This is a genomic window from Flavobacterium longum (genome assembly GCF_965137575.1).
Classification (GTDB): domain Bacteria; phylum Bacteroidota; class Bacteroidia; order Flavobacteriales; family Flavobacteriaceae; genus Flavobacterium; species Flavobacterium longum.
Genome location: NZ_CBCRZJ010000008.1, coordinates 151231 through 174970 on the forward strand (window position 1 = coordinate 151231; position 23740 = coordinate 174970).

At 49.6% G+C, this 23740-nt stretch carries 18 protein-coding genes; 12 read left to right on the plus strand and 6 right to left on the minus strand.

The window, feature by feature from the left end; all coding sequences use genetic code 11:
• Positions 1 to 106: 106 nt before the first annotated feature.
• On the plus strand, positions 107 to 2329 hold the full coding sequence (locus ACM9J1_RS13510; RefSeq protein ID WP_415582603.1) for a TonB-dependent siderophore receptor: 2223 nt from the start codon (positions 107 to 109) through the stop codon (positions 2327 to 2329).
• Entirely contained in the window at positions 2329 to 2877 is a 549-nt protein-coding gene (locus tag ACM9J1_RS13515) for a PepSY-associated TM helix domain-containing protein (protein ID WP_415582604.1), read from the plus strand. Before ACM9J1_RS13510 ends, ACM9J1_RS13515 begins: the two co-directional genes overlap by 1 nt.
• Before the next feature lie 68 nt (positions 2878 to 2945).
• Here the strand turns inward: ACM9J1_RS13515 and ACM9J1_RS13520 are convergent, their stop codons facing one another.
• The gene (locus tag ACM9J1_RS13520) at positions 2946 to 4064 is read right to left on the minus strand and encodes a PepSY-associated TM helix domain-containing protein (protein WP_415582605.1); all 1119 of its coding nucleotides are present in this window, start codon (positions 4062 to 4064) and stop codon (positions 2946 to 2948) included.
• Positions 4065 to 4084: 20 nt separating this feature from the next.
• On the minus strand, positions 4085 to 6271 hold the full coding sequence (locus ACM9J1_RS13525) for a TonB-dependent siderophore receptor (protein WP_415582606.1): 2187 nt from the start codon (positions 6269 to 6271) through the stop codon (positions 4085 to 4087).
• A gap of 192 nt (positions 6272 to 6463) precedes the next feature.
• Here ACM9J1_RS13525 and ACM9J1_RS13530 point away from each other — a divergent pair, with 192 nt between their 5' ends.
• Entirely contained in the window at positions 6464 to 6982 is a 519-nt protein-coding gene (locus ACM9J1_RS13530) for an ExbD/TolR family protein (RefSeq protein WP_415582607.1), read from the plus strand.
• 84 nt (positions 6983 to 7066) lie between these two features.
• Here the strand turns inward: ACM9J1_RS13530 and ACM9J1_RS13535 are convergent, their stop codons facing one another.
• Positions 7067 to 8530 carry an aminoacyl-histidine dipeptidase gene (locus tag ACM9J1_RS13535; RefSeq protein ID WP_415582608.1) on the minus strand — a complete coding sequence of 488 codons (1464 nt, stop codon included), beginning with the start codon at positions 8528 to 8530 and terminating at the stop codon, positions 7067 to 7069.
• 295 nt (positions 8531 to 8825) lie between these two features.
• Here ACM9J1_RS13535 and ACM9J1_RS13540 point away from each other — a divergent pair, with 295 nt between their 5' ends.
• The 4 genes from ACM9J1_RS13540 to ACM9J1_RS13555 all read left to right on the plus strand — a co-directional run bounded on the left by ACM9J1_RS13540 (position 8826) and on the right by ACM9J1_RS13555 (position 12793).
• Complete coding sequence (locus ACM9J1_RS13540) at positions 8826 to 9884, plus strand: DUF3810 domain-containing protein (protein ID WP_415582609.1); 1059 nt, start codon at positions 8826 to 8828, stop codon at positions 9882 to 9884.
• Between the two features lie 894 nt (positions 9885 to 10778).
• The gene (locus ACM9J1_RS13545) at positions 10779 to 11279 is read left to right on the plus strand and encodes an RNA polymerase sigma factor (protein ID WP_415582610.1); all 501 of its coding nucleotides are present in this window, start codon (positions 10779 to 10781) and stop codon (positions 11277 to 11279) included.
• 2 nt (positions 11280 to 11281) lie between these two features.
• On the plus strand, positions 11282 to 11914 hold the full coding sequence (locus ACM9J1_RS13550; RefSeq protein WP_415582611.1) for a hypothetical protein: 633 nt from the start codon (positions 11282 to 11284) through the stop codon (positions 11912 to 11914).
• Positions 11915 to 11923: 9 nt separating this feature from the next.
• Complete coding sequence (locus ACM9J1_RS13555; protein WP_415582612.1) at positions 11924 to 12793, plus strand: TraB/GumN family protein; 870 nt, start codon at positions 11924 to 11926, stop codon at positions 12791 to 12793.
• A 97-nt stretch (positions 12794 to 12890) separates the two neighbouring features.
• Here the strand turns inward: ACM9J1_RS13555 and ACM9J1_RS13560 are convergent, their stop codons facing one another.
• Entirely contained in the window at positions 12891 to 13694 is an 804-nt protein-coding gene (locus tag ACM9J1_RS13560) for a lysophospholipid acyltransferase family protein (RefSeq protein WP_415582614.1), read from the minus strand.
• A gap of 39 nt (positions 13695 to 13733) precedes the next feature.
• Positions 13734 to 14372 carry an NUDIX hydrolase gene (locus ACM9J1_RS13565; RefSeq protein ID WP_415582615.1) on the minus strand — a complete coding sequence of 213 codons (639 nt, stop codon included), beginning with the start codon at positions 14370 to 14372 and terminating at the stop codon, positions 13734 to 13736.
• A gap of 226 nt (positions 14373 to 14598) precedes the next feature.
• Between ACM9J1_RS13565 and ACM9J1_RS13570 the strand changes: the two genes are divergently transcribed.
• The 4 genes from ACM9J1_RS13570 to ACM9J1_RS13585 all read left to right on the plus strand — a co-directional run bounded on the left by ACM9J1_RS13570 (position 14599) and on the right by ACM9J1_RS13585 (position 22217).
• A complete protein-coding gene (locus tag ACM9J1_RS13570; protein ID WP_415582616.1) occupies positions 14599 to 15030 on the plus strand; it encodes a DUF4268 domain-containing protein in 432 nt (143 codons plus the stop codon).
• Positions 15031 to 15095: 65 nt separating this feature from the next.
• Entirely contained in the window at positions 15096 to 18347 is a 3252-nt protein-coding gene (locus tag ACM9J1_RS13575) for a hypothetical protein (RefSeq protein WP_415582617.1), read from the plus strand.
• Positions 18322 to 20262 carry a DUF3857 domain-containing protein gene (locus ACM9J1_RS13580; RefSeq protein ID WP_415582618.1) on the plus strand — a complete coding sequence of 647 codons (1941 nt, stop codon included), beginning with the start codon at positions 18322 to 18324 and terminating at the stop codon, positions 20260 to 20262. The genes ACM9J1_RS13575 and ACM9J1_RS13580 overlap by 26 nt, the downstream gene beginning before the upstream one ends.
• On the plus strand, positions 20259 to 22217 hold the full coding sequence (locus ACM9J1_RS13585; protein ID WP_415582619.1) for a DUF3857 domain-containing protein: 1959 nt from the start codon (positions 20259 to 20261) through the stop codon (positions 22215 to 22217). The genes ACM9J1_RS13580 and ACM9J1_RS13585 overlap by 4 nt, the downstream gene beginning before the upstream one ends.
• A gap of 56 nt (positions 22218 to 22273) precedes the next feature.
• Here the strand turns inward: ACM9J1_RS13585 and ACM9J1_RS13590 are convergent, their stop codons facing one another.
• Positions 22274 to 23083, minus strand: coding sequence for a prohibitin family protein (locus ACM9J1_RS13590; RefSeq protein ID WP_415582620.1), 810 nt, complete (start codon positions 23081 to 23083; stop codon positions 22274 to 22276).
• Positions 23084 to 23109: 26 nt separating this feature from the next.
• Here ACM9J1_RS13590 and ACM9J1_RS13595 point away from each other — a divergent pair, with 26 nt between their 5' ends.
• Positions 23110 to 23238 carry a hypothetical protein gene (locus ACM9J1_RS13595; protein ID WP_415582621.1) on the plus strand — a complete coding sequence of 43 codons (129 nt, stop codon included), beginning with the start codon at positions 23110 to 23112 and terminating at the stop codon, positions 23236 to 23238.
• Positions 23239 to 23740 lie beyond the last annotated feature (502 nt).

Here is a 23740-nt window from a genome sequence, read left to right on the forward strand (position 1 = left end):
GCGAATCAAGTTGTTGAAAAATTCTATTAAGATTTGTTCTAAATAATTTTGTACAACGGTTTTCCGGGATTACATTTGCGGCGTTATTTTTATCAAATCTAAATTAATGTTCAAGCCTGCCCTTTTTGTCTCCGCCTTATTGATGGCCTGCAACCTCTCAGCACAAGACACCGCCCAGTACAATTACCCAGAAACCACCTCGTGGGACAACGACACAGTAAAAACAAAAAACGGTGATGTATTGCCCGAAATCACCCTGAATGCGCATCGTGAAAAAACAGCGGTCAGCGTTGGTAAAGCGGGCATTTCGCCGATGGATTTGCCACAGGCGACGGCGGTTATTTCCGGCGCCGTCATCGAAGCCCAACAAATCAATACCATGAGCGACTTGCTGAAGAACACCAACGGCGTGTACATCATGGGCACGACCGGCGGTTATCAGGAAGAAATCGCTTCGCGCGGTTCATCGATGGGAAGTTCGAACACGTTCAAGAATGGCGTGCGCTATTTCAACGGCATGAACATCGAAACCAGCGGTTTGGAACGTGCCGAAGTACTCAAAGGCAGCGCGGCCATCCTGTACGGAAATGTCACGGCGGGCGGCGTTTTGAATCTGGTGACGAAAAAACCAAGATTTGATTTCGGCGGCGAAGTAGGCTTCCGTTCGGGCAGTTTCAACGAATACAAACCGACATTTGATGTGTATGGCAGCCTCGACCAAAAGAAAACAGTGGCGTATCGCGTCAATGCGGCGTATGTGAATGCGCAGAGCTTCCGCAACGAAGTACAAGCCGAACGTTACTATTTCAACCCTTCGTTCCTGGCGAAACTCGGCAAGAATACCGAACTTTTAGTGGAAGGCGACTACCTCAACAGCACCGCCACTCCTGATTTCGGCGCGGGCATCGTCAACTATGAAATCGTCGATATCCCGCGTGAGCGATTTTTGGGCGTGAGCTGGGGTTATTACGATGCGCAGCAACTGACCACGACGGCGACATTGACCCATGAATTATCGGACCGATGGAACCTGACGTTCATCAACGCCATCCGTTACTACGATACCGATCTGTTCAGCAACACGCGTCCGAACGCTTCGGGCGGCACGGTTTCGGCAACCGGGAACTGGAACCGCAACCTGCAACGCAGCCAAGTGAAAGACAATTACTTCTTGCAACAGCTGGATCTGAAAGGTGAATTTGCCACGGGAAAAATCAAGCACCAACTCTTGGCGGGCGCCGATTCGGAACGGTACAAAACCTACACGACGGCTTACCTAGGTTTCTCCAACAGCAATTTATTCTATGGGAATCCGGCGCATCCGGAAGGCATTCCATATTACGACACCGTCAATATTTTCGAGGATTACGATCCGTCGAATGAAGTGGCGATCAACAGCCTGAACCGCAATACGCTGACGACTGTTCCCGTGAGCCGATTCGGGATTTACGTGCAGGATTTGGTGTCGTTCAGCAAGCATGTGAAACTTTTGGCAGGCATCCGTTATTCGTACCAAGACACCGAAACGCTCATCCGCCGTTACACGACCAATACCGACGACGCGCCGCTGAATGCCTATGACGACGCTTTTTCGCCGCGCATCGGGCTCATCATCCAGCCGACCGAGAACCAGTCAGTCTTCGCAACATACTCGAATTCATTCCAGGTGAATACCGGTACAGACATCAACGGCAACGCGCTCGAGCCGTCCATCATCGACCAATATGAAGTTGGCATCAAGAACAAATTCTTCGGCGAGAAATTGTTTGCCAACGTCACGGTCTATCAAATCACGAACAGCAACCTAGCCCAGATTTCGCTGGAAAACGGCAATACCAATTCAAATATCAAGGAATTGGCGGGCGAAACCCGTTCGCAAGGCGTGGAACTGGATTTGAGCGCCAACCCGATGGCCGGCCTGACAATCATTGCAGGCTATAGTTTCAACGAAACCAAATACATCAAGAGCAATACGTTCGTGGAAGGCAGCGAATTGCGTTACAACCCGAAACATACGGCCAACCTCAGTGCCAATTATCGCTTTGAAGCGGGCAAATTCAAAGGACTTTCCTTTGGGGTAATCAATACGTATTTCGGTGACCGATTTGCTGGAAGATCGACGACGGCGGCCAACCCGAACTACAAACTCATTCCGCTTGACGGCTATTTCCAGATGGATGCGACGCTGGCCTACAAATGGAAAGATTTCACGCTCCAGACCAAACTGGCCAACATCTTCAACGAACTCAACTACAACATCCACGACGACAACAGCCTCAACCCTATTGCGCCGAGAAATTATTCCGCCGCCATTAATTACACGTTCTAATGAAACACGCTACCGTCAGAAACCTGCACCGCGACCTCGGTTATTTTTACCTGGGATTGATTATTTCCTTTGCCCTTTCCGGCATCCTGATGAACCACCGCGACATGTGGCATCCGGAAAAATATACGGTGGAAACGCGCCCAGTGAATGTCGGGCCGATTGACGAAGCCGCCGTCACCGAAAAATACGCGAAGGATTTGGGCGAGAAACTCCAAATCAAGGACAAATTCCGCCGACACAACGTGAAGAAAGGCAATTTGCGACTGTCATATGAAAAGCATGATGTGGAAATCGACCTGAAAACGGGCGAAGGTGAAGTCGTGGCTTTCAAGAACACGCCATTGATTAGCCAGACCATGAAGCTGCACAAGAACACGTCGAACTGGTGGATTTATTACTCGGACATCTTCGGACTGTCGCTCATCCTGATTGCCGTTACAGGCGCATTCATGATCAAGTATGGAAATTTTACGTTTAAGAAGCGCGGCTGGAAACTGGCGGTTGCCGGATTGGTTTTCCCGCTTATTTTCCTGTTTTTGCTGGCGTAACCTACGATATCGTCCATAAAAAAATCCAACCGTTGCGTTGGATTTTTTGTTTCGGATCGGGAACCGGATCAATGCTGTTTTTTCCTGCGGCCGAGCCAGATCATCACACCGGTCACCGGAAGGCTGGCGACGAGTAAACTAATACAGAATGCGAGGATTTTACCCGGCAACCCCAAGATGGCGCCCGTATGGATGTCATAGTTCATGCGCAGGAGTTTGTCTGACGGCGTGGCCTCCGGGAAACGGCCGTAGATGTGCGACACTTTTTTTTCCTTGAGCGAATATTGGTCATAATACCGATAATCGATTTTCCAGTACGTACCCGATTCCGGATTGGCGTTCGCGGCGATGGACATGGTATCATTCTCAGGCGGATGCACTTCGATGGATTGCGCTTGAGGATAGGTGCGGCGCATCTGCAACCAGACTTTATCCACCGGGTTGGGCACTTTGTCCAGCAGGTTCTTCTGCGATCCCGGATCTTCGTACACCAGCGATTTTTCGCCACCGGCCGCCTTGTAATACGTGAACGCAAACCATTGGAAACCCCAAACCAGTCCGGTCAGGGCGAAAATCAGCGCAAGCCAAGAGATGTAAAAACCCGTGATGTTGTGCAGGTCATAGTTCTTCCGCTTCCATTTCATGCCGTCTTTCCAACGGAACCAAAAACGCTGTTTCGCGGCTTTTTTGTTCTTCGGCCACCACAAAATGATTCCGGATATGAGCATCAAGATGAAAATCAACGTCGCCGACGCCACGACGGTTTGCCCGAGTTCACGCGGCAGCCATAAATAAAAATGGCCGTCAAGGATGAAATGGAAAAAAGTCTCATCGAGGTTCACGGTTTCGATGACTTTGCCCGTGTAAGGATTCAGGTAAACAATGTAGTAGTAGTCTGGCTCGTAGCTGTAGAAAATGGCTTCCACCGATTTGTCGGGCGTGTTGTATTTGAGCGCGTGCAGCGTCTTATCCGGCAAGACACTTCGTGCGATGGATTCCAGCACAGACGGCGCCAGCATGGGTTTGGCCTGCCGCTCGACAAAGCGGTAATCCTGTGTGGCATTTTGGATCTCTTCCTGAAAAGCATAAACGCATCCGGTGATCGCGACGATGAAAACGATGACGCCCGTAATCAGGCCAAGCCACAAATGGAGGAATCGGATGCGTTTCTTGAACATGCTTTTCATTTGGACAAAACTTGAAAAAATTAAAATTTATAGGTCAAACCGGCCACGACACTGCGCAGGCGTTGCGGTGATACGGTTGACCAGCCCGAATAATATTCCTCATTCAGGGCATTGTTGAGCTTGAGCGTCACCAGGAATTTAGGCGCGTTGTACGACAGCGCGGCATTCAATACCGTGTACGAAGGCAGCTCGAACGAACCCGTCGTGGAACGGTTCAACGTCGCGAATTCACTCACGTAATTGCCGCCGAACCCAATCCCGAGTCCTTTAAGTTTTCCGGCCGTCAGCGCATAGCTCACCCACAGGTTGGCCGTGGTTTCCGGTCCGGCTTCTTCCGGACGCATGCCCACATACCCGTCGGCCGGGTTGTCCTTCACGACTTCGGCGTCATTGTGGCTGAAACCGGCCACGATGTTCAAACCAGCGATCGGGTTGGCGATGATGCTCACCTCGACACCTTTGCTTTCCACTTCGCCACCTTGCGATGGAATGCCGCCCACGGTCATCACGCGGTTCCTGACATTGATGTTGTAATAGCTGGCCGTAATGGCGATGCGGTCTTGGTACAGGTTGGTTTTCACCCCGAATTCATATTGGTTGGCGTGTTCCGGATCAAATGTCATGAGGTAGCTGTCTGGCGCCCCGGGCGTGCCCACCAACGACGGATCTACATTCCGGAATCCGTTCATGTAATTGGCAAATACCGACAATTTATCTTTAATGGGTTGGTAGACGACACCGAACTTGGGCGACAGCGCCGTTTGCCCTTCCGATTCCTCAGTTGACCATGAAGCCGTTTTCCCTTTGAAATGGTCGATGCGCAGGCTGGCCATGGCAGACAATTCGGGGGTGATGTTGAACACGTCCGACACATATGCGCTGTACACTTCCTGACGCGCATCGGACGCGCCTTGAAACGTACCGGCCAGCAAGTTGTCTGTACCGGCCGCAGTCAAGTCGCCGGTATCGGTGCCTGTTGACAACGAGACTTGCCCGTTGGCCACATAGCCGTTGCTGCTGTCGATAATCGATGAACGGTAGTAATCAAGCCCAGCCACGACGCGGTTGCGGAAATCGCCGATCTTGAAATCGCCGATGAAATTCTGCTGGATGTCCTCGGTAATCGTTTCCGAATTGAGCTTGGTGATGTAACGGGTAAACGAATCGCCATTGAGATCATCCCACAAATAATGATAGTAGCCGTCGGTCTTGGCGTTGCTGCGCGACAGTACGGTTTGCGACGTCCATTGGTCGGATAATTTATAAGTCATTTGCGCCTGCAATTTGAACGACGGATTTTTCATCGTCAACTCATTGCTCGTAAACGAATTGCGGTAATTCTGCTCGAAAAGCGTCATGCTGTTGAACGACAACGGGCCGTAGCGGTTGAGGAAAATCATCGGTGCAATGGCCGATTCGCTGCTCATGAGCTCGGCCGTAATCAGGAACGATAGCCTTTCATTGGCCGTAAAAGCGAGCGTTGGAGCGAAAAACAACGAGCGTCCGAAGCCGGCATCCTGAAAACTGTTCTCTTTCTGATACGCCGAATTGACGCGCAACAACACATCGCCCGTCTTGGTCAGCGGTACGTTGATGTCGGCTGTTATGCGATCCAATCCGTACGAACCGGTGTTGTACCCGATTTCGCCACCAAAATAATGGTAGGGTTTCTTGGTGACGATGTTGATCAGTCCGCCATAGGAAATGACGCTGCTGCCGAACAACGTGCCCGACGGACCTTTGATGACTTCGATGTTGTCTACATTGGCCGGATCTAGGCTGCCGTTGGTAAGACCGGGCAACCCGTTGAGCATGGTGGGCTGCACCGAGAATCCGCGCATGGAATAATATTCGGCACCGTCGCCGCCGCGGCCTGTTGATTCCCACAGACGGGTGACACCAGTGGCATTCTTGAGCGCGTCGTTGAAATTGGTGACGGCTTGTTCCTTGAGCAATTCGGCCGAAATGGCGTTGTAAACCTGCGGGTTTTCGAGGTCTTTCAGCGGCAACTTGCCCACGGTGGTGCTTTCCTTCCTTTTGAATTTGTTGTTTGGATTCGTCAGGACAACCTCAGTCAGGCTCTGAATGGAATCTTTTTTTGTGGCTTGATTTTCCTGGGCTAAAGCGGGCGAACCCGTCGCAAGTGCGCAAATAAAAACCGCACCTCTCAGTGCAGTTTTCGGTATGGTTTTGTAATAGGGAAACATTTATATTTATTTAGAATGAATTAAAACAACGCAAATGTACAAGTCAAATTCAATCTATGCAACACTATTTAGACTAAATCTTAATAATATTTTACAAATGATTGATTGCGATGCGGTTACTATATAAAACGGAAACAATATCCGCAGAAGGATTTGCGTTCGTAAAGAACAAACCATCAAAAAACCAATATCATGGCCGAATTACAACACACCGGCGGCGCAAAGACCAAGAAGATCAGAAGCCGCAAACTCAATGCAAAAGTCGATTTGACCGCAATGGTCGATTTGGCGTTCCTGCTGATCACCTTTTTCATGCTCACGACCACGTTGAGCAAACCGAAATCGATGGCGCTCCTCATGCCCGACAAGGACGGACAAGCCGGAAAAGTGGATGAAAACCGTACGCTCACCATTTTAATCGGTGCAGACGACAAAGCGCGATGCTACATGGGCATCGCCGGAAACCAGAAGCTTAGGGAAGTGGCAATCGGTACAAGGGAATTGCGCAATGAAATCAAGCAAGCCAAGCAAAAAGCCCACGCCTATTCCATCGCCAACAACAAGCCTGACGGATTGATCGTGATCATCAAACCAGACAAGACGTCCAACTACGGCAATCTGGTGGATGTGCTCGACGAAATGGAAATCAACGACGTGGCCACGTATGCGATTGCGGATATCGAAAAGAAGGAGATTGCGATGCTTAGGTAGAAATTTAAAGTTTGAAGTTCAAAGTTCAATGTTGCTTACACTAGTCAAACCTTGAACTTTGAACTTTGAACCTTGAACCTTGTTTTAATTCTTCTCCGGAATATTCTTCAAAATCTCCAACACGAACTTCCAATACTTTTGTGCCGAAGAAATGCTGGCGCGCTCGTCCGGTGAATGCGCACCGTGAATGGTCGGGCCGAAGGAAATCATGTCCATACCGGGATAATTCGTGCCCAAGATGCCACATTCCAGCCCGGCGTGGCAGGCCACGACTTTAGGGCTTTCGCCGTTGTTCTGTTTCTTGTAGATATCGATCAGGATTTCGAGGATTTCGGAATTGACGTTTGGCGTCCAGCCCGGATATGAACCGGAGAATTCCACTTCGCAACCGCACAATTCGAAGGCGGCGCGCAAGGCATTAGCCAAATCCATTTTTGACGATTCCACAGACGAACGCGTCAAACAACCCACCGTGATTTCGCCATCTTTGATGACCACGCGCGCGATGTTGTTCGAGGTTTCTACCAGATCGGCCATGTCTGCGCTCATGCGATACACGCCGTTGTGCGCTGCGTAAATGGACCGCAGAATGCCTTCCTGAACGCCCAAGTCCATGACTTTTGCCGGCAAATCCGATTTCTTGATTTCAATTTCAAGTTTCGGCTCGGTGGTTTTGTATTCGGCTTTGATATCGCCGATGATTTCCTGCATGTCGAACACATAGGCTTCGTCGTACATGCCGGCCACGATGACTTTCGCCACACTTTCGCGCGGAATGGCATTGCGCAGGCTGCCGCCGTTGACCTCGGCAATCTGCAACCCGAAATTTTCAAAACCGTCAAACAACAAACGGTTCATAATCTTGTTCGCGTTGCCCAGACCTTCGTGGATTTGCATGCCCGAATGGCCGCCGTTCAATCCTTTTACCGTTATCGTGTAGCCAACCGAACCTTCCGGTACGGCTTCTTCCTTATAACTTCTCTTGGCCGTGACGTCAATGCCGCCGGCGCAACCGATGTCGATTTCGTCGTCCTCCTCGGTATCCAGGTTCAACAGGATTTCGCCCTTGAGAATGCCGCCTTTGAGGTTGAGCGCGCCGGTCATGCCGGTTTCTTCATCCACGGTGAACAATGCGTCAATGGCCGGATGCGGAATGTCTTTGGATTCCAGTATGGCCATGATCGTGGCCACGCCCAAACCGTTGTCTGCGCCGAGTGTCGTGCCGCGTGCGCGTACCCAATCGCCGTCGATGTACATGTCGATGCCTTGCGTGTCAAAGTCAAAAACGGTGTCGTTGTTTTTTTGGTGCACCATATCGAGGTGGCCTTGCATGACGATGGTCTTGCGGTTTTCCATGCCCGGGGTAGCAGGTTTGCGGATGATGACGTTGCGGATGTCGTCCTCAAAAGTCTCCAGCCCGAGATCATTGCCGAATTTTTTCATGAATTCGATGACGCGGTCTTCTTTCTTAGACGGACGCGGTACGGCATTCAAATCGGCGAATTTATTCCAGAGTGCTTTGGGTTCGAGGTTGCGGATGTCGTTCATTAGTGGCTAGTGGTTAGTGGCTAGATGTTATATCTAGCCTCATGATTATACTTTATTGCGGCTGCAAAGTTACGAATTTTTAGCGGCTAGTTGTTAGGCCAGCAGCTAGTTATTAGTGGCTAGGAGCTAGATGTTTTGGCAAGAGAAAGTTACCCAACGCATGTAAAAGTTGTCAATTAACCGCTTAGCCAAATCACTCGCGCAGGCGTTTAGTTAGCATTTCAATGTTTCGGCTAGAACATTTACCTGGCAACTAGCCACTAGCCACTAACAACTCTTTTCTATCTTTACCCCAATGAAAAAGAAGTACATTCTTCCGTTACTGCTACTGGTGCAAATCATCGGGTTGCGCGTGCTGGCGTTGTTCCCGGAATTCGTGGAGCGTTTTTACACCAACGGGTTTTACCGCGTGATTTCGGGCGCAGAAAGAACGCTGTTGGGCTGGATTCCGTTTTCGGTGGGCGATGTTTGTTATGCCGTGCTGATTGTGTTGGCGATGCGTTGGGTTTGGAAAAACCGTAAAACTTTCAAGGCGCAATGGAAAGACAACCTGCTGAAAATATTGAGTGCCGTATCTGTCTTTTATTTCTTTTTCAACCTGTTCTGGGGCTTGAATTACCTGCGGGTGAAATTGCCCGAAAAACTCGACATCGCTACGAAATACAACAACGCCGAACTGCTGGATTTCACCGAAAAACTCATCGCGAAGACCAATGCCATCCAATTGGAACTCACCAAATGTGATACAGCCCGCGTGGTGTTTCCGTATTCGCAGCAGCAGGTCTTTGAGAAAAATCTCGACGGTTACGCAGCGCTTGCCAAAACCAGCGGCAGTTTCCATTATGACCGGCCTAGTGTGAAAGCGTCGTTGTTCTCCTACCCGTTGACCTATATGGGTTTCGGCGGCTATCTGAACCCGTTCACCAACGAAGCGCACGTGAACGATAGGCTGCCGATGTACGGTTTCCCGATGACCGCCGCGCACGAAATGGCGCACCAGATTGGGTATGCCAGCGAAAGCGAAGCCAATTTCGTAGGCTTTTTGGCTTCGGTCAAAAACGATGATTTGTATTTCAAGTATGCGGGTTACACCACAGCGTTGAAATATTGCTTGGGCAATTGGGAAGTACGCGATGAAAAAACGTTGAAAACCTTGCTAAAGACCATCAACCCGGGCGTGCGCAAAAACTTCCAAGACAGCAAATTGTTTTGGGAAAGTTATGAAACGTTCATCGAGGAAGGTTTCAAGATTTTCTATCACAACTTCCTGAAGTTGAACCAGCAGGAAGGTTTGGAAAGCTATAGCCGGTTTGTGGACTTGTTGGTAAATTATTACCGGAACCGGGCGTTGTAGTTTTGGACGGTGTCCAAAACCTAACGCAATTTCTTTTAAAAAAGAAAGAAAAAATCGCTTATCAGCGGGATTTACTTTTACCTCATGGGTTAATATTTTTCATAGGAATTCGGTGAACCTCGTAAACTCGGTTTGCCTTGACGCAAAAGTAACAAAAGGTTTCGGCTGATTTTTATTTGCTTGATTTTCACGGTTTCATTGCGCGTCACGCCAGCTGAGCCGCTCGTCGCGCACTCCTCGACTTCTGCACCTGGCTGTTCACAGTAACGTTAAACATTTTCTTCGGGCGCAACTTCAACCGGAAAATCTACGGAAACTAAAATAGGCCGAAGAACCAAACCGGAACTATTGTGGAAACGATGGTAATTTCTCTAACCGGAAGCCAATTTTGGAAACGTCCTGATTTCGGGCGCTGCGGCAGCGAGCCCGAAACAACAACCCATTCCGCTCAGTCGCGGCATGCATGAAGGATTGCGTTAAGAAAATCGGAGCCGGAAGCGTTAAGAACTGCGGGCTGTTTGAGCGCTAGTGACCCGAGCGCAGCGAATTGGCGAATTCCAAAAAAACAATATTGATGCATGAGCAGTTCTCCGCAGTTTAGCTTTCGGCGAGGATTTTTAGCAAACTTCATGGCCGCCCGGCATTTTTGCTTCTTTTGTTGCCAGACAAAAGAAGGCCTAGCGGCAGCGGCACAAAGAGATAAAAATAATGGTTTGGACAAGGTCCAAACCGAAAACAAAGCCTGCGGCTAGCACTACGCTGCGTTAGGGATGGCAGCGGCATCCTTTTATGCAGCGCAGCGGAATAAAAGATACAGCGGACAGCCCGGCGCTTGCGCAACGCCCAAAAATTTCTTTATCTTGTAACAAAAATCATCAAACCCTACTAACGGGCATGAGTGAAAACCTCGAACAGTCTTTTGTAGCGCAGCTGAAGCAGAACCAGAATATCATTCACAAGATATGCAGGTTGTACACTTCGGGCGAAGACGCGCACAAGGATTTGTTCCAGGAAATCACGATCCAGCTCTGGAAAGCCTATCCGAAGTTTCGGGGCGATGCCAAATTCTCGACCTGGGCGTACCGCGTGGCGCTCAACACGGCCATTACGCTGTACCGGAAAAGTACGCGGACGGTGCAAACGGTTTCTAACGAATTTGACGGCAGCCGCCATTTTATCCCGCAGGACGAATACAATTACGAGGAAGAGGAACAGATCAAGTTGCTCTACCAGGCCGTGCACCAGTTGAGTGACATCGAGAAGGCGTTGGTGTTCATGTATTTGGAAGACAAGGATTATGCGGAGATTTCGGAAACGTTGGGGATCAGCGAAGTGAATGCAAGGGTGAAAATGAACCGAATTAAAGGGAAACTAAAGAAAATTTTAAATCCGTGAGTATGGACGAATTGGATTTGTTAAAGAAAGATTGGCAGCGGAAGTCGTTCGAGCAGGTCTCTGAATCGGAGATCTACAAGATGATCCACCGCAAGTCGTCTTCTATCGTGAAATGGATATTGATCATCAGCATACTGGAAGTGTTGCTCTGGACCGGCGTTGGCCTTATTTCGAGCGCCGACGATTACCTGAAACCATACAGCCACGACGGAATTTTGGTTGTACTGAAAGTCGTGGGCTGGGTCAATTACGCCGTGGTATTGGTGTTTATTTATTTGTTCTATAAAAACTATGTGACGATTTCGGCGACATCGGCTACCCGGACGCTGATGCAAAACATCCTCAAGACGCGCAAAACCGTCAAGTATTATGTTTGGTATAATTTGGCGATGGTGGCCTTGAGTTTCATCGCGGGGCTGTGGCTCGCGCTTTACTACAGCGATAACGGCATCCTGTTGCGCGAAAAGATGGAGCATGAAACCAAGATCATGTGGATCACTTTGGCCTTGTTACTGTGCGTGGTGGCGCTTGCGGTGTTTATCTTCTGGCTTTTTTACCGATTATTGTACGGCATATTGCTCAGGAAGTTGCTGGCCAATTACAAAGAACTCAAAAAAATCGACCTCGAAAATTAAAACCTTACCATGAAAAAATTACTGTTTGTTGCTGCAATTTTCGCTTCGACGCTGGCCTTTGGGCAAAACGCAGGCACGTCTGGTAACGCCAAATCATTGTTATGGAAAATATCGGGCAACGGATTGACTGCGCCGTCTTACCTATACGGAACAATCCACATTACGTGCGATGCCACGCTCGAGAAACCAACGCTGGACGCCATTGCCAATACGGCGCAATTGTATCTGGAGCTTGATATGGATGATCCGCAAATGCAGATGACCATGGTGCAAGGCATGATGATGAAGGAAGGCAAGACGATGAAAACCATGATGAGCGACGCCGACTACAAAATGGTGGATGCGTATTTCACCCAGACACTGGGCATGGGCTTGGCCGCGCTCGACAAGATGAAACCGTTCATGCTCACTACGTTGGTGCTGCCGTCGATGCTGGATTGCCCGATGCAGTCGGTAGAACAGGAACTGATGCGGGTAAATGCATCGCAGAACAAGGAAGTGCTCGGGCTGGAAACGGTACAGGAACAGTTGGCGGTGTTCGATGCGATCCCGTACGATGTGCAACTGGCCGAGCTCATCAAATCTGTCCGGAACAATTTCGCGAACGATAAGGCCGAACTGGTAAAGATGTACGCGGTTTACCAGAGCAAAGACATCGATGCCATGCAGTTGATGACCGCCGAATCCGAGAACAAAATCACGGCCGATTACCAAGACGAATTACTCAACGACCGAAACGCGAACTGGATTCCGAAAATCGAGCAAATCGCCAAGCAAAAGCCTACTTTCTTTGGCGTAGGCGCCGGGCATTTGGGTGGCGGAAAAGGCGTGATTGCGCTGTTGAGGAAAAAAGGATATACCGTGGAGCCGGTCAATTAGGTCGCGTTGCGCAATGTCTACGACCTTCTTGCCTCTTTCAGCATAGCGGTCTTGCTTCTTTCAGCATAGCAGTCTTGCCTCTTTCAGCGCAGCGGTCTCAATACTTCCACTGCCGCGTCTTGTCCAGCTCTTCCTGCACTTTTAATTCTTCTTCAGGAATCACTTTCAAAAACGACGGATGCTGCTCGATGGCGTATTCGATTTTCTCGACGATTTGGTCGATGGTATCGTTGTCATAATCAATGTCGAGCGGCGGCTTGACGATGAACGATTGCAGGATGCCTTTCTTTTTCATCCTTAGTCCTTTCTTGTCGAACGACCGCCTGAAACCGTCAATCACAATAGGCACCACAATGGGTTTGTGTTGCTTGATGATGTGCGCCGTGCCTTTGCGTACCGGTTTGAAAGACTTGGTTGTTCCTTGTGGGAAAGTAATCACCCAACCGTCGTTGAGTGCGATCTTGATGTTCTCGGTGTCGTTCGGGTTGACTTCGCGCTGTACATCTTTGCCCTTGGCGCGCCAGGTGCGTTCGACCGTAATGGCGCCCACGTACGCCAGAATGCGCGGCAACCAGCCTTCCTGCATGGTTTCCTTGGCCGCGACATAATAAATGTTGAGTTTGGGTTGCCACAAATACCCGATGCCTTTGATGTTATCGACCCGTCCGCTCAGGCTGGCATTGAACACATGGAACATGGCCACGACATCGGCGAAATAGGTTTGGTGGTTGGCGATGAACAGCACGTTGGTGTCGGGCAATTCGGTAATGATTTCTGAGCCTTCGATCTGCAACTCGTTGAAGCCACGATAACGCCGGTGCGTCATGGCACCCAAGATGCGGATGAGCCACTTCTTGATGAACAATATGTGTCCAAAAGGATTGCGTTTGAATAAACCCATAGCGAAATTCAATCCGGCAAATTTACGAAAACATACGGGTTAACGAACGGCTTTTAGGACTTCTTTCAACTCGCTGAGCATCATGGCCGTAGCGCCCCAAACCGCATGTTCACCCACATTGAAAACCGGAACGTCGATGGATTGCGAGTACGACGTGGCCATGCGGCGCAGTTCCGTAAACTGGTCGTCGAGCAAGACCGAAAGTGGCATCTGAACCATGGCGGCCACTTCGCGCGGATCGGGAATGAATAGCGGTTTCTCTGGTAGGTAACCCAAAAACGGCGACACCTTGAAATTGCTCGGTGGAATATAGAGTTCGCTAAAGGGCGACACAATGGTCACGGCGTCGCGGTGTACCCCGATTTCTTCTTCGGTTTCCCGGAGTGCGGTGTGCAGCGGAGAAGCATCGAAACTTTCGATCTTTCCACCCGGAAACGCAATCTGCGACGAATGTACACCTTTGTAGGAATTGCGCTGGATGAGCGTGAGCACGGCTTGCGAATCTTCCGGGTACACGAGCATCAGCACGGCCGCGCGCTTGGGATTGAGCACCGAAAAATCAATGTCCTTTACTTTTTCAAGCCGTTCGGGTGGCGACATTTTGGCGTGCGCCGCTTCGCCGGGAAGCGCGACTTGTGTTATCTTTGAGACGATTTGGAGAAAGTGGGAGAATTGCATGATGCTTTTTTTGTAGGCTTAAAGGTAAGAATAGTGGCTAGTTGTTAGTGGCTAGTGGCTAGATAATTTTGGAAACCGCAAACTGTCTCGAATCAACCGGATGCATCGTACGCCTTGTTACCAAAAAAACAATAACGTGTATTGTTCCAATGACCACAAACCAACCGCTAAGAGAAATATCTAGCAACTAACAACTAGCAACTATAAACTATAAACCAGGCCACCTATGTACTCCAAAGCCGAAATGCAACAGCTCAAAAAAGACTTCTGGATCGCGTTCGCGCAGGAATACCCGAGGAAATGGTTGCTCTACGACACCAAGATCAAGGACTTTTCATTTAAGTTTTACGCCGACAACAAGAAAGTAGCCGTCATGCTCGACATCGAGATGAAGGACGATGAAAAGCGCATCGCCTATTTCGAAAAACTGGAAAGCCTGAATACCGTGTTGGCCGAAGACTATCTGGACGACGCGGTTTTTTGGCACGATTTGGTGCTGGAGAACGGCAAAACCATCAGCCGGGTTTGCGTGGAACGTTACGGCATGGGGCTGACCAACAAGAACCAGTGGCCGGAAATCTTCGCCTTTTTCGCCGAGAAAATGCAGGCGTTCGAATTGTTTTTTTACGAGTTCGAGGACTTCATACAAGACATTTGACGGATTTTCCCGTTTTAACTTGGCCGAAACAGGAAAACTTCTATTTTTGAAGAAAAACCCCTCGGATGAAAAAATTACTCGTGACGCTGTGGCTGGCCCAATGCTGGCTGGCCGTAGCGCAGAAAGACTACGCATTTGTCTACCAGACGGACTCCATCATCAACAGCGGCATCAGGCTCCATGACGAGGAAAAATACGAGGACGCGCTCAAATACTACGATAAAATCGTCCCGACCGACCCCGAGTATTTCTGGGCGCAATATGAAAAGGCGTTGACGCTTTCGCATGCTGGTAAAAAGGAAGAATTAGGCGCGCATTTCACGCGGCTGTACGATAGCGGCTCAATGAAAAAATATCCGGAACTGTACCTATTGTACGGTAGTTTTCTGAGCGATGCCGAATCTTTTGACCAATCCGAAAAAGTCTTCAACGAAGGATTGCCTTACCAGCCCAATAGCTCTGGCTATCTCTACAACATGGCGATTCTTTACCTGCGGAAGGAAGAAAACCAGAAAGCGCTGGATTTGCTGAAGAAAACCATCACACTCAACCCGAATTACGCGTCGGCGCACTATTTCCTGGGTTTGCTGGCCTATGACAACGGCAAAATCGGCGAAGCCACGATGGCCATGATGAGTTATCTGGCGATTTCCCCGAAAGGGCGTTACGCGAAAGATGCCGTGCTGAAACTCAATGCGAACTATGCCCAGAATTACCTCGGGAAAAACCAGCTGGTATTTTCGGCGTCGGGCGACAATTTCGAGGAATTGGAAGTCATCCTGCGCAACGGGTTACCGCTCAAGAAAGCCTACAAAGTCAAGTCTGAGATTGACGACATCGCCATCAGACAGTCACAGGCCGTGGCCGATTATGCGCTGGAACACAAAGCAGGCGACGGGTTTTTCGAAACCACGTACTTGCCCTGGATTGCCGACATGAACCGAAAGAATTTCTTCGAAGGCTATTCGTATTACATGTTGCTGGGGCTGGAAGAAGAATTGGGAAAGAAATTATCATCGCACAAAAAGGAAATCACGACGTTTTACGAGCAGTATGTGGACACCGATTTCTGGGATGCCTTCGGGAAAAGAAAAGTGGATCATTTCGGGACGGTGCAGGATGTATTGATTTCGATTTCCGATGGAAAACCGTTCCTGGTGGGCGCCGCGGCCAAAACCAAGGAAGGAAAGTTCAAGAAACTGAACGACCAAGGCAACGTGGCCGCCGAGCTCCAGTTCAAGAACGACATGGCCGAAGGCTTGCAGAAATACTTCAACAAGGAAGGCCGGCTTACCGAAGAAGTGAATTACACCGCGGGCAAACGCAACGGAAAAGAAACCTCGTATTTCTCGAACGGGCAGGTTTCGGGTGTGTATGACTACAAAGACCATGTGCTCAACGGTTCGGGGATAAGTTATTACCCGACCGGCGGCAAACAATGTGTCTCGAATTACAAAGACGACAAACGCCACGGCCTCCAAACTTGTTACTACCCGAACGGCACCAAGAAATCCGAACTGACCTATACCGACGGAAAGGCCAACGGCATGTACACGTTTTACAACGAGTCTGGCGATTTGACGCGCCAATACAACTATGTGGACGATGAATTGGAAGGCGACTATTTTGAATATTACGACGGTAAAATCCTGAAGAGCGAGGCCAAATACAGCAAAGGAAAACCTGTCGGCAGCATCAAAAGCTACTATCCGAACAAGGCGTTACAGGCGGAATCGATTTACGCTGATGGCAAAATCACGACCTACCGCGCGTACTATCTCAACGGGAAATTGTCTGACGAAATCACTTATGATGCCAACGGCGACACCGATACCTATGCGTATTACGACTGGTACGGACGCAAATATTACGTCGAGAAATTCAAGTCGGGCGAAATCAAGAGCGGCACGCAATACACCAAGGCAAAACCCGAAGGCGTCGCACTATCGCTGTCCAAAAAGCCCTACGTGATCACGGATTACGACGGCAACCCGATCTTGAAAGGAAATTTCGATAAAGGAAAGAAAACCGGAGAATGGACGTATTACCACAGCAACGGCAACGTCCGTCAGAAAGAGCATTACACGGCCGGTGAAGAAAATGGCCTGACCCAGAATTACTATCGCAACGGCTTGCTCAAAAGTGCGTACAACATGAAAGACGGCAAGATCAGCGGCCTTTACGAAAGTTACGATGATGGCATCATGACGCAATCGATTTACCAGACCGACGACGAGCAAAACGGCCCGTACCAAGCCTTCCGCGAAGACGGCAAAGTATCGCACGAGGGATTTGTCGTGAACGGCACGGTCGTGGAAGACCAGACTACCTACTGGATGAGCGGCCAGCCGATGTTCACCAACCATTACGTGGACGGCGAAATCGTCAGCGTGGATTTTTACAATCCGAAAGGCGAAAAAGAAACGACCGCGGATTACGTGGGCAAGAACGGTAAAATGACCTACAGTTTCTACAACAAACTCACGACGGTAGAGGCCGAGATGGCCAACGGTGAACGAAACGGGACATTCCGGCGTTATGAGAAAAACAACGTCACGATGATTGAGGCGGCTTTCGTCAACGGAAAAGAAACCGGCGCGTACAAGAATTTCAGCCCGACCGGCGCGTTGCACGTGGAAACCAATTACTACAACGGCGAGCGCCACGGCCAGAGCAAACGCAATGACTTGAACGGAAAACTTCGTTTGACCGAGCAATGGCTGTTCGGCGACGATTACGGCCAAACCGTACGCTACTACAACAACGGCAAGAAGATGTGCGAATACACGTCGTTGGACGGCGACATCGAAGGCGAACAAAAATACTACAACATGGCAGGCGAACCGGTGCTGACGCTGTTCTATGAAAACGGCGTGCTGAAACATTACATGAAGCTTGATGCTTCGGGCGCAGTTGCCCAGCGCGAGGATGTTTCTGCCGAAACCGCCGACATCGTTTCACAATATCCGAACGGCAAAACCGCCATGCAACTCACGTTCAAAAAAGGCATTCTCGAAGGCAATTTCGTGGTGAACGGCACCGACGGAAAACCGCAATATAGCGCGCAGTACGCCAACAACTCCTACAATGGCGAACGGCTGGAATACTATCCCAGCGGAAAAATCTACAAGAAAGAACAGTTCAAAAGTGGCAAATACCACGGCAAGCAGGAATACTTCGCCGAAGACGGAAAACCGCTTTTCGTGGCCAACTACGCAGAAGGCGACCTGCACGGCGATTTCCTCCAATACACCAACGGCGTGCTGACGCTCACCAAAAAATACGATACCGATGAATTGGTTTACACGTCTAAATAAATGCCTGTTTGGGCTGATCCTGCCGGCGACGCTTTGGGCGCAGGGCAACGAGCCGAATGCCACGCTCGCCGAGTATAAAAAATCGTATCCGGACTTCAACGAATTGATCGTAAACGAGACACGCAGCTACAACCTGTCCATCGTCAAGAACAAGTTGGAAATCCTGCAGGACAATTACCAGGAATCGATGATCTTGGCCGAACCGGGCATCCACCACAACGAGGAATCTTTTTCGTATTCGGACCTGATCAAAGTACGCAGCTACGAAGCCTATACGGCGATTAACGCGAACGGCCGCGAGAAGAAAATCAAGGTCACGCAGGCCAACGAGAAAAAGTACCGAAACGACGGCGTATTCTACGACGACATCATGGAAAAGCAACTGATTTTCCCGAACCTGGAAATCGGCGCGCGGAAAATTTACCGCTACCAAGCAGAATTCACCGATCCGTTCCTGTTGCACCATTTCGTCTTCGCCAACGGCATTCCGGTCAAGAAAGCGGTATTTGAGGTCGTGGCCGATAGAGACATCGAGATCGGGTATAAAGTCTTCAACGACAAGCAAAACCTGATTTCGTTCGAAAAGTCCGAAAAGAAAGGAAAAACCATTTACCGCTGGACGGCCAACAACATCAGTCCGGTAAAATTCGAAGCCGGAAACCCGGGCATGCTGTATCAGGTGCCGCACGTGAACGTGTACATCAAGCAGTATAAAATCGAGAACAACGCGCACACCGTACTGGACGACACGCCGAAACTCTACGCCTATTACCAAGGTTTCGTGAAAGACCTGAACAAGACCGCCGATCCGCAATTGGAAGCGCTGGCCCGCGAGGTTACAGCCGGCAAAACCACCGACCCGGACAAAGTCAAGGCGGTGTTCTATTGGGTGAAAGACAACATCAAATACATTGCGTTTGAGAACGGATATGAAGGTTTTATCCCGCGGGAAGCGGCGAAGGTTTTAGAGCGTAAATTCGGCGACTGCAAAGACATGGCGAGCATCATCACGGCCATGTGCGGTTATGCCGGGGTAAAAGGCGTTTCGCTGGCCTGGATCGGGACGCGCGAAATCCCGTATTCGTATGATGAACTGGCCACCCCGTCTGTGGACAACCATATGATTGCCGCCTACAAAAACGGCGACAATTATGTATTTCTCGATGCCACCGACAAGGAAACGCGCTTCGGGCTGCCGAGTGCGTTCATCCAGGGCAAGGAAGCCATGGTGGACACGGGCAACGGTTACCAGATTGTCCGGGTACCCACCGTGCCTGCACCGGCCAATTCGGCCGAAGAAAAAGTGACGCTGAAAATCGAGGGCGAACGTCTTGTCGGATCCGGAAAATCAAGCTACAACGGCCATTCGCGGAGCCATTACTTGCTGCAATTGGGCGACGCCACCGGAAAACAACGCTTCGAGATGGTGAAAAGCCTGGTGTTGAAAGGCAGCAATAAATTTCAATTGGGCCAATACACCGAGGAAAACCTGACCGACCGCGATTTGCCGTACGTCATCAACTACGATTTCGTGCTCGACAATTATCTGGTTAAAGTGGACAACGAACTGTATGTAAACCTGTTCCTCGACCGTTATTTCGAGAACAGCAACCTGGAACCGGACCGCGTGTCATCGTTTGAATTCGACTTTTTGAACGGGCAGCACACCACTTATGAAATGGCATTACCCGCCGGATACAAGGTGCAACACGTGCCCGCCGATGCGGGTATCGACAATGCGCTGCTGAAAGCCGAGATGACCTATCGGCAAGAAAACGGGAAATTGTCTCTGGACGTTTCCTTCCAACTCAAGAAAATGCTGATTGAACCCGCCGACTTCGCGCTGTGGAACGACACCATAAAAAAACTCAAGACCATCTACAACGAAACCATCATCCTGACCAAAAAACCATGAAACCAGCTAAAAAATTACTTCTGTTATTGGCGTTCCTTCCGCTGAGCGCATTCGCCCAGGAAGCCTTCAAGAATTACACTTGGGCCGACAAACCCGATGTGAACGTTCCGGAGAAATACAAGAACGAAGAAGAAGTTGTGCTGGACCGTATGGTAAAGATCGAAATCGCGGTGGAAGGCAGTGAAGCCGCGCAATACTATCTGTATTCCGAGAAAACCTACATCAACTCGAACGATGCCGTGGAGCGCAACAACCGCGTGTATATTCCGTTCGGCGAGAATGAGAAAGTCATCGCCAACAAACTGCGCGTCATCCAGAAAAGCGGCAAGATCATCACACTGTCCGAGGGCGACATCAAAGAAGAAATCGACGAGGAAAAAAACATGAAATACCATTATTACGCCGTGAACGGGCTTGAAAAAGGCGCGGTCATCGAACGGTATTTCATCCTGCAGGAATTGCCGGAACTCGACGGAAAAACCTACCGTATGCAAGACAATTTCCCGATTGCGAAATCGTCTTTCGAATTGGTATATCCCGCGCATCTGGATTTTCTGGTGAAGTCCTACAACGGCCTGCCCGAAGCACAATTTGACGGCGAACGCTATCCGGACAAGAAAGTGAAAACCATTACCGATGCGGATGTTCCCGGATTGAAGGACGACGAAAAATACTCGAACTGGGCCGTGAACGTGAAACTCGTGCGGTTCAAACTCACGGCCAACGCCGCCAGCGGTGCGCGCAACATGTACAATTTCAACGAATTCGCCGGACGCGTCTATGACCGCTACCATCCGGAACTCGACAAGAAACAACTCAAGGCCGTGGCCGATTTCGCGAAAACCATCGCCAAATCCAACGACGCGTTGGAGCAGATCTGGAATATCGAAAACAAGATCAAGAAAACCATCGCCTACAACCGGTATTTTGAAACCAAAGGCGAACCCGATGCGGTGATTAAGGCCAAACAAGCCAACCAAGCCGATTTGCTTTCGCTCTACTTGGCGGTGTTCCAGCATTTCGGAATCGAGAACAACATCGTCTTCACCAGCAGCCGCTACCGTGTGCCGTTTGACAATGATTTCCAAAGTTTCGAGAACCTGGATGAAATCATGATTTATTTTCCGTCGACCAAATCGTTCGTCGCGCCAACCGAATTGGAATACCGCACGCCTTTGTTCCCCGACGAATGGGGCAACAACAACGGGCTGTTCATCAAAGAAAAATTATATGCCGGCGTGAAAATGGGCATCGCGGAGACCGCGTTCATTCCGCTTCCGGACCAAAACGTCACGCACGATGTTATGGACATTACCGTAGATTTCACCAAAGACACCGAAAACCCACTCATCACGAGCCACATGACTTTTGGCGGTTACTCGGCGCTGAATTTCCAGCCCATCAAGGATTTTGTTCCGGAAGAAGAATACAAGAAAATCCTGAAGCAAGTGTCCGAAAATTACACGCAGCAACCGGATTACAAAACATTGACCACCGAAAATGACGGCATGGACAACGTAGGCCGCAAACCGTTCGTGATGAACCTTTCCTTCGAAGGAAAAAACCTTGTGCAGAAAGCCGGCGACAATTACTTGTTCAAAATTGGCCAGATCATCGGCAGCCAGATGGAATTGTATCAGGAAAACAAGCGTACGCTGCCCGTAGAAATCGACCATCCGCACTCCTACCTGCGCAAGATCAAAGTATTGCTGCCGGCCGGTTACAAAGTAAAAAATCCCGAAAAGCTCACCATGGATTTCAAGACAGACGTCAACGGCAAAACCGAAGCGGCGTTCGTGAGCAAATACACGGCAACGGCCACCGCGCTCGAAGTCGAAAACGTGGAATACTACAATGTGGTGCATTACCCGCTCAGCATTTTCGACGCGTACAAAGCGGTCATCAATGCCGCCGCCGATTTCAATAAAGTCGTGATTGTGTTGAGTAAATCGTAAAGCATACAAATAAAAAAATCCCGCGAATGCGGGATTTTTATGTACATGGTCTTTGTTCAATCGACGCTTTTAAAGAAAGCCGGCGCATTGCCATAAATTGGGGTTTTCCCGTCCCATTTCTCAATGAACTGCTGTTGAATGAGCAAACTATTCAGAGACTGCTTCCGGAGTTCGTTGGCCTTGGCTTCTGATTCGGCCAATACCAATAATTTCTTAGCTTCGGCCTGCGCAATCTTGAGTTCATTCTCTACACGCATGGCTTGCTGAACCGCTGCATTCTTAGCGTTGATGGCATCGGTGATAGACTCCGGATAGCTAATTCCGCTGGTCATTTGTTCCAGAAGAAAACCCTCTTTGTTGAGCAAATCACCCATTTTGGCTTGTATCGCATTCTCAAACTTTTCCCGGTTGGAAATAATGCTGTCGGTGGTGTACTTGTTGAACTCGATCCGGAATGCATCGCGGATGTAATTGTACAAAGTGGTTTGCGTGATTTCCTTGATGTCTTTTCGGTATTTCTTGAAAATCCCTGGGCTAAAACCGTCTTTAACCTTGAATGAAAGCGTCGGATCTACATTAAAAACGGAGCCGTCCTTGGCATTTACCGTAAATGACTCGTAGTTGATGGTTTGCACATACAACGGGAACTCATACACTTCCTCGGTAAGCGGATTGTACCACACGCGACCGCTCACCAGGCTTACGTCCTGAACACCTTTTTCGCTGCCGTAGAGTTTCACAAGAATTCCTTCGTATCCTGCATCAATACGTTCATTACAGGAGTTGAACATAATCAGCGTAACCACGCCAATGACAACAAACGTCACGATAAAAGCGCCACGTCTTTTAAAACTTTCGACCGACATAAAAGATAAGTTTAAGGATTGTAAAAATGCATACCGCCAACAACATCACGCCTGCCACTACAGACAAGTCTGACGGCGCACTAATCAAGGCGAATGCCTTGGAGAAAAGCCAGAAATACACCAGCAATAATACCGGGATAAGTGCCAGCCAATAATATTTTTTCATGGATACAATAAAGCCTAAAAATACAGGTTTTGTGAACAATAACAAATATTTTTTGGGCGTTCCGGCGTTTTCGTGTCGGTGGGTTGCGGGAAGTGCGCCGAACCGCCGTCGGGCAGAGCTTCGCTCGATATCTTCGAACAAAGTTGCGCTTTGCCCTCGATAGTGCTGTATCCTTTGCTCGTGGCCTCGCAAATGGATGCCGCTGCCATCGCTCACGCGAAGCAACCGACAGGCGACTGCACTGCACCGCTGAAAACAAGAAAGGCAGTGACACGGGGGCTTCGGCGGACTGCGCCGCTCCAAAACGAAAGAACCCCGAGCTGAAAAGCTCGGGGTTCCATTAAAGAAAGGCGGCGGCACGAGCACGATGGCGCGACTGCACTGCACCGCTTGGAAACAAAAAACCCCGACTTATTCAGTCAGGGTTTTCAAAGAAAGGCGGCGACATACTCTCCCACAAATTGCAGTACCATCTGCGCAGGCGGGCTTAA

What these genes read in the sequence shown, in the direction of transcription:
- ACM9J1_RS13545 (WP_415582610.1), top strand. Translation starts at nt 10,779, where the DNA reads ATGAGTGAAAACCTCGAACAGTCTTTTGTAGCGCAGCTGAAGCAGAAC.
- ACM9J1_RS13570 (WP_415582616.1), top strand. Translation starts at nt 14,599, where the DNA reads ATGTACTCCAAAGCCGAAATGCAACAGCTCAAAAAAGACTTCTGGATC.
- ACM9J1_RS13525 (WP_415582606.1), bottom strand. Translation starts at nt 6,271, where the DNA reads ATGTTTCCCTATTACAAAACCATACCGAAAACTGCACTGAGAGGTGCG.
- ACM9J1_RS13520 (WP_415582605.1), bottom strand. Translation starts at nt 4,064, where the DNA reads ATGAAAAGCATGTTCAAGAAACGCATCCGATTCCTCCATTTGTGGCTT.
- ACM9J1_RS13585 (WP_415582619.1), top strand. Translation starts at nt 20,259, where the DNA reads ATGAAACCAGCTAAAAAATTACTTCTGTTATTGGCGTTCCTTCCGCTG.
- ACM9J1_RS13560 (WP_415582614.1), bottom strand. Translation starts at nt 13,694, where the DNA reads ATGGGTTTATTCAAACGCAATCCTTTTGGACACATATTGTTCATCAAG.
- ACM9J1_RS13510 (WP_415582603.1), top strand. Translation starts at nt 107, where the DNA reads ATGTTCAAGCCTGCCCTTTTTGTCTCCGCCTTATTGATGGCCTGCAAC.
- ACM9J1_RS13535 (WP_415582608.1), bottom strand. Translation starts at nt 8,530, where the DNA reads ATGAACGACATCCGCAACCTCGAACCCAAAGCACTCTGGAATAAATTC.
- ACM9J1_RS13530 (WP_415582607.1), top strand. Translation starts at nt 6,464, where the DNA reads ATGGCCGAATTACAACACACCGGCGGCGCAAAGACCAAGAAGATCAGA.
- ACM9J1_RS13565 (WP_415582615.1), bottom strand. Translation starts at nt 14,372, where the DNA reads ATGCAATTCTCCCACTTTCTCCAAATCGTCTCAAAGATAACACAAGTC.
- ACM9J1_RS13540 (WP_415582609.1), top strand. Translation starts at nt 8,826, where the DNA reads ATGAAAAAGAAGTACATTCTTCCGTTACTGCTACTGGTGCAAATCATC.
- ACM9J1_RS13550 (WP_415582611.1), top strand. Translation starts at nt 11,282, where the DNA reads ATGGACGAATTGGATTTGTTAAAGAAAGATTGGCAGCGGAAGTCGTTC.
- ACM9J1_RS13580 (WP_415582618.1), top strand. Translation starts at nt 18,322, where the DNA reads ATGAATTGGTTTACACGTCTAAATAAATGCCTGTTTGGGCTGATCCTG.
- ACM9J1_RS13555 (WP_415582612.1), top strand. Translation starts at nt 11,924, where the DNA reads ATGAAAAAATTACTGTTTGTTGCTGCAATTTTCGCTTCGACGCTGGCC.
- ACM9J1_RS13595 (WP_415582621.1), top strand. Translation starts at nt 23,110, where the DNA reads ATGCATACCGCCAACAACATCACGCCTGCCACTACAGACAAGTCTGAC.
- ACM9J1_RS13575 (WP_415582617.1), top strand. Translation starts at nt 15,096, where the DNA reads ATGAAAAAATTACTCGTGACGCTGTGGCTGGCCCAATGCTGGCTGGCC.
- ACM9J1_RS13515 (WP_415582604.1), top strand. Translation starts at nt 2,329, where the DNA reads ATGAAACACGCTACCGTCAGAAACCTGCACCGCGACCTCGGTTATTTT.
- ACM9J1_RS13590 (WP_415582620.1), bottom strand. Translation starts at nt 23,083, where the DNA reads ATGTCGGTCGAAAGTTTTAAAAGACGTGGCGCTTTTATCGTGACGTTT.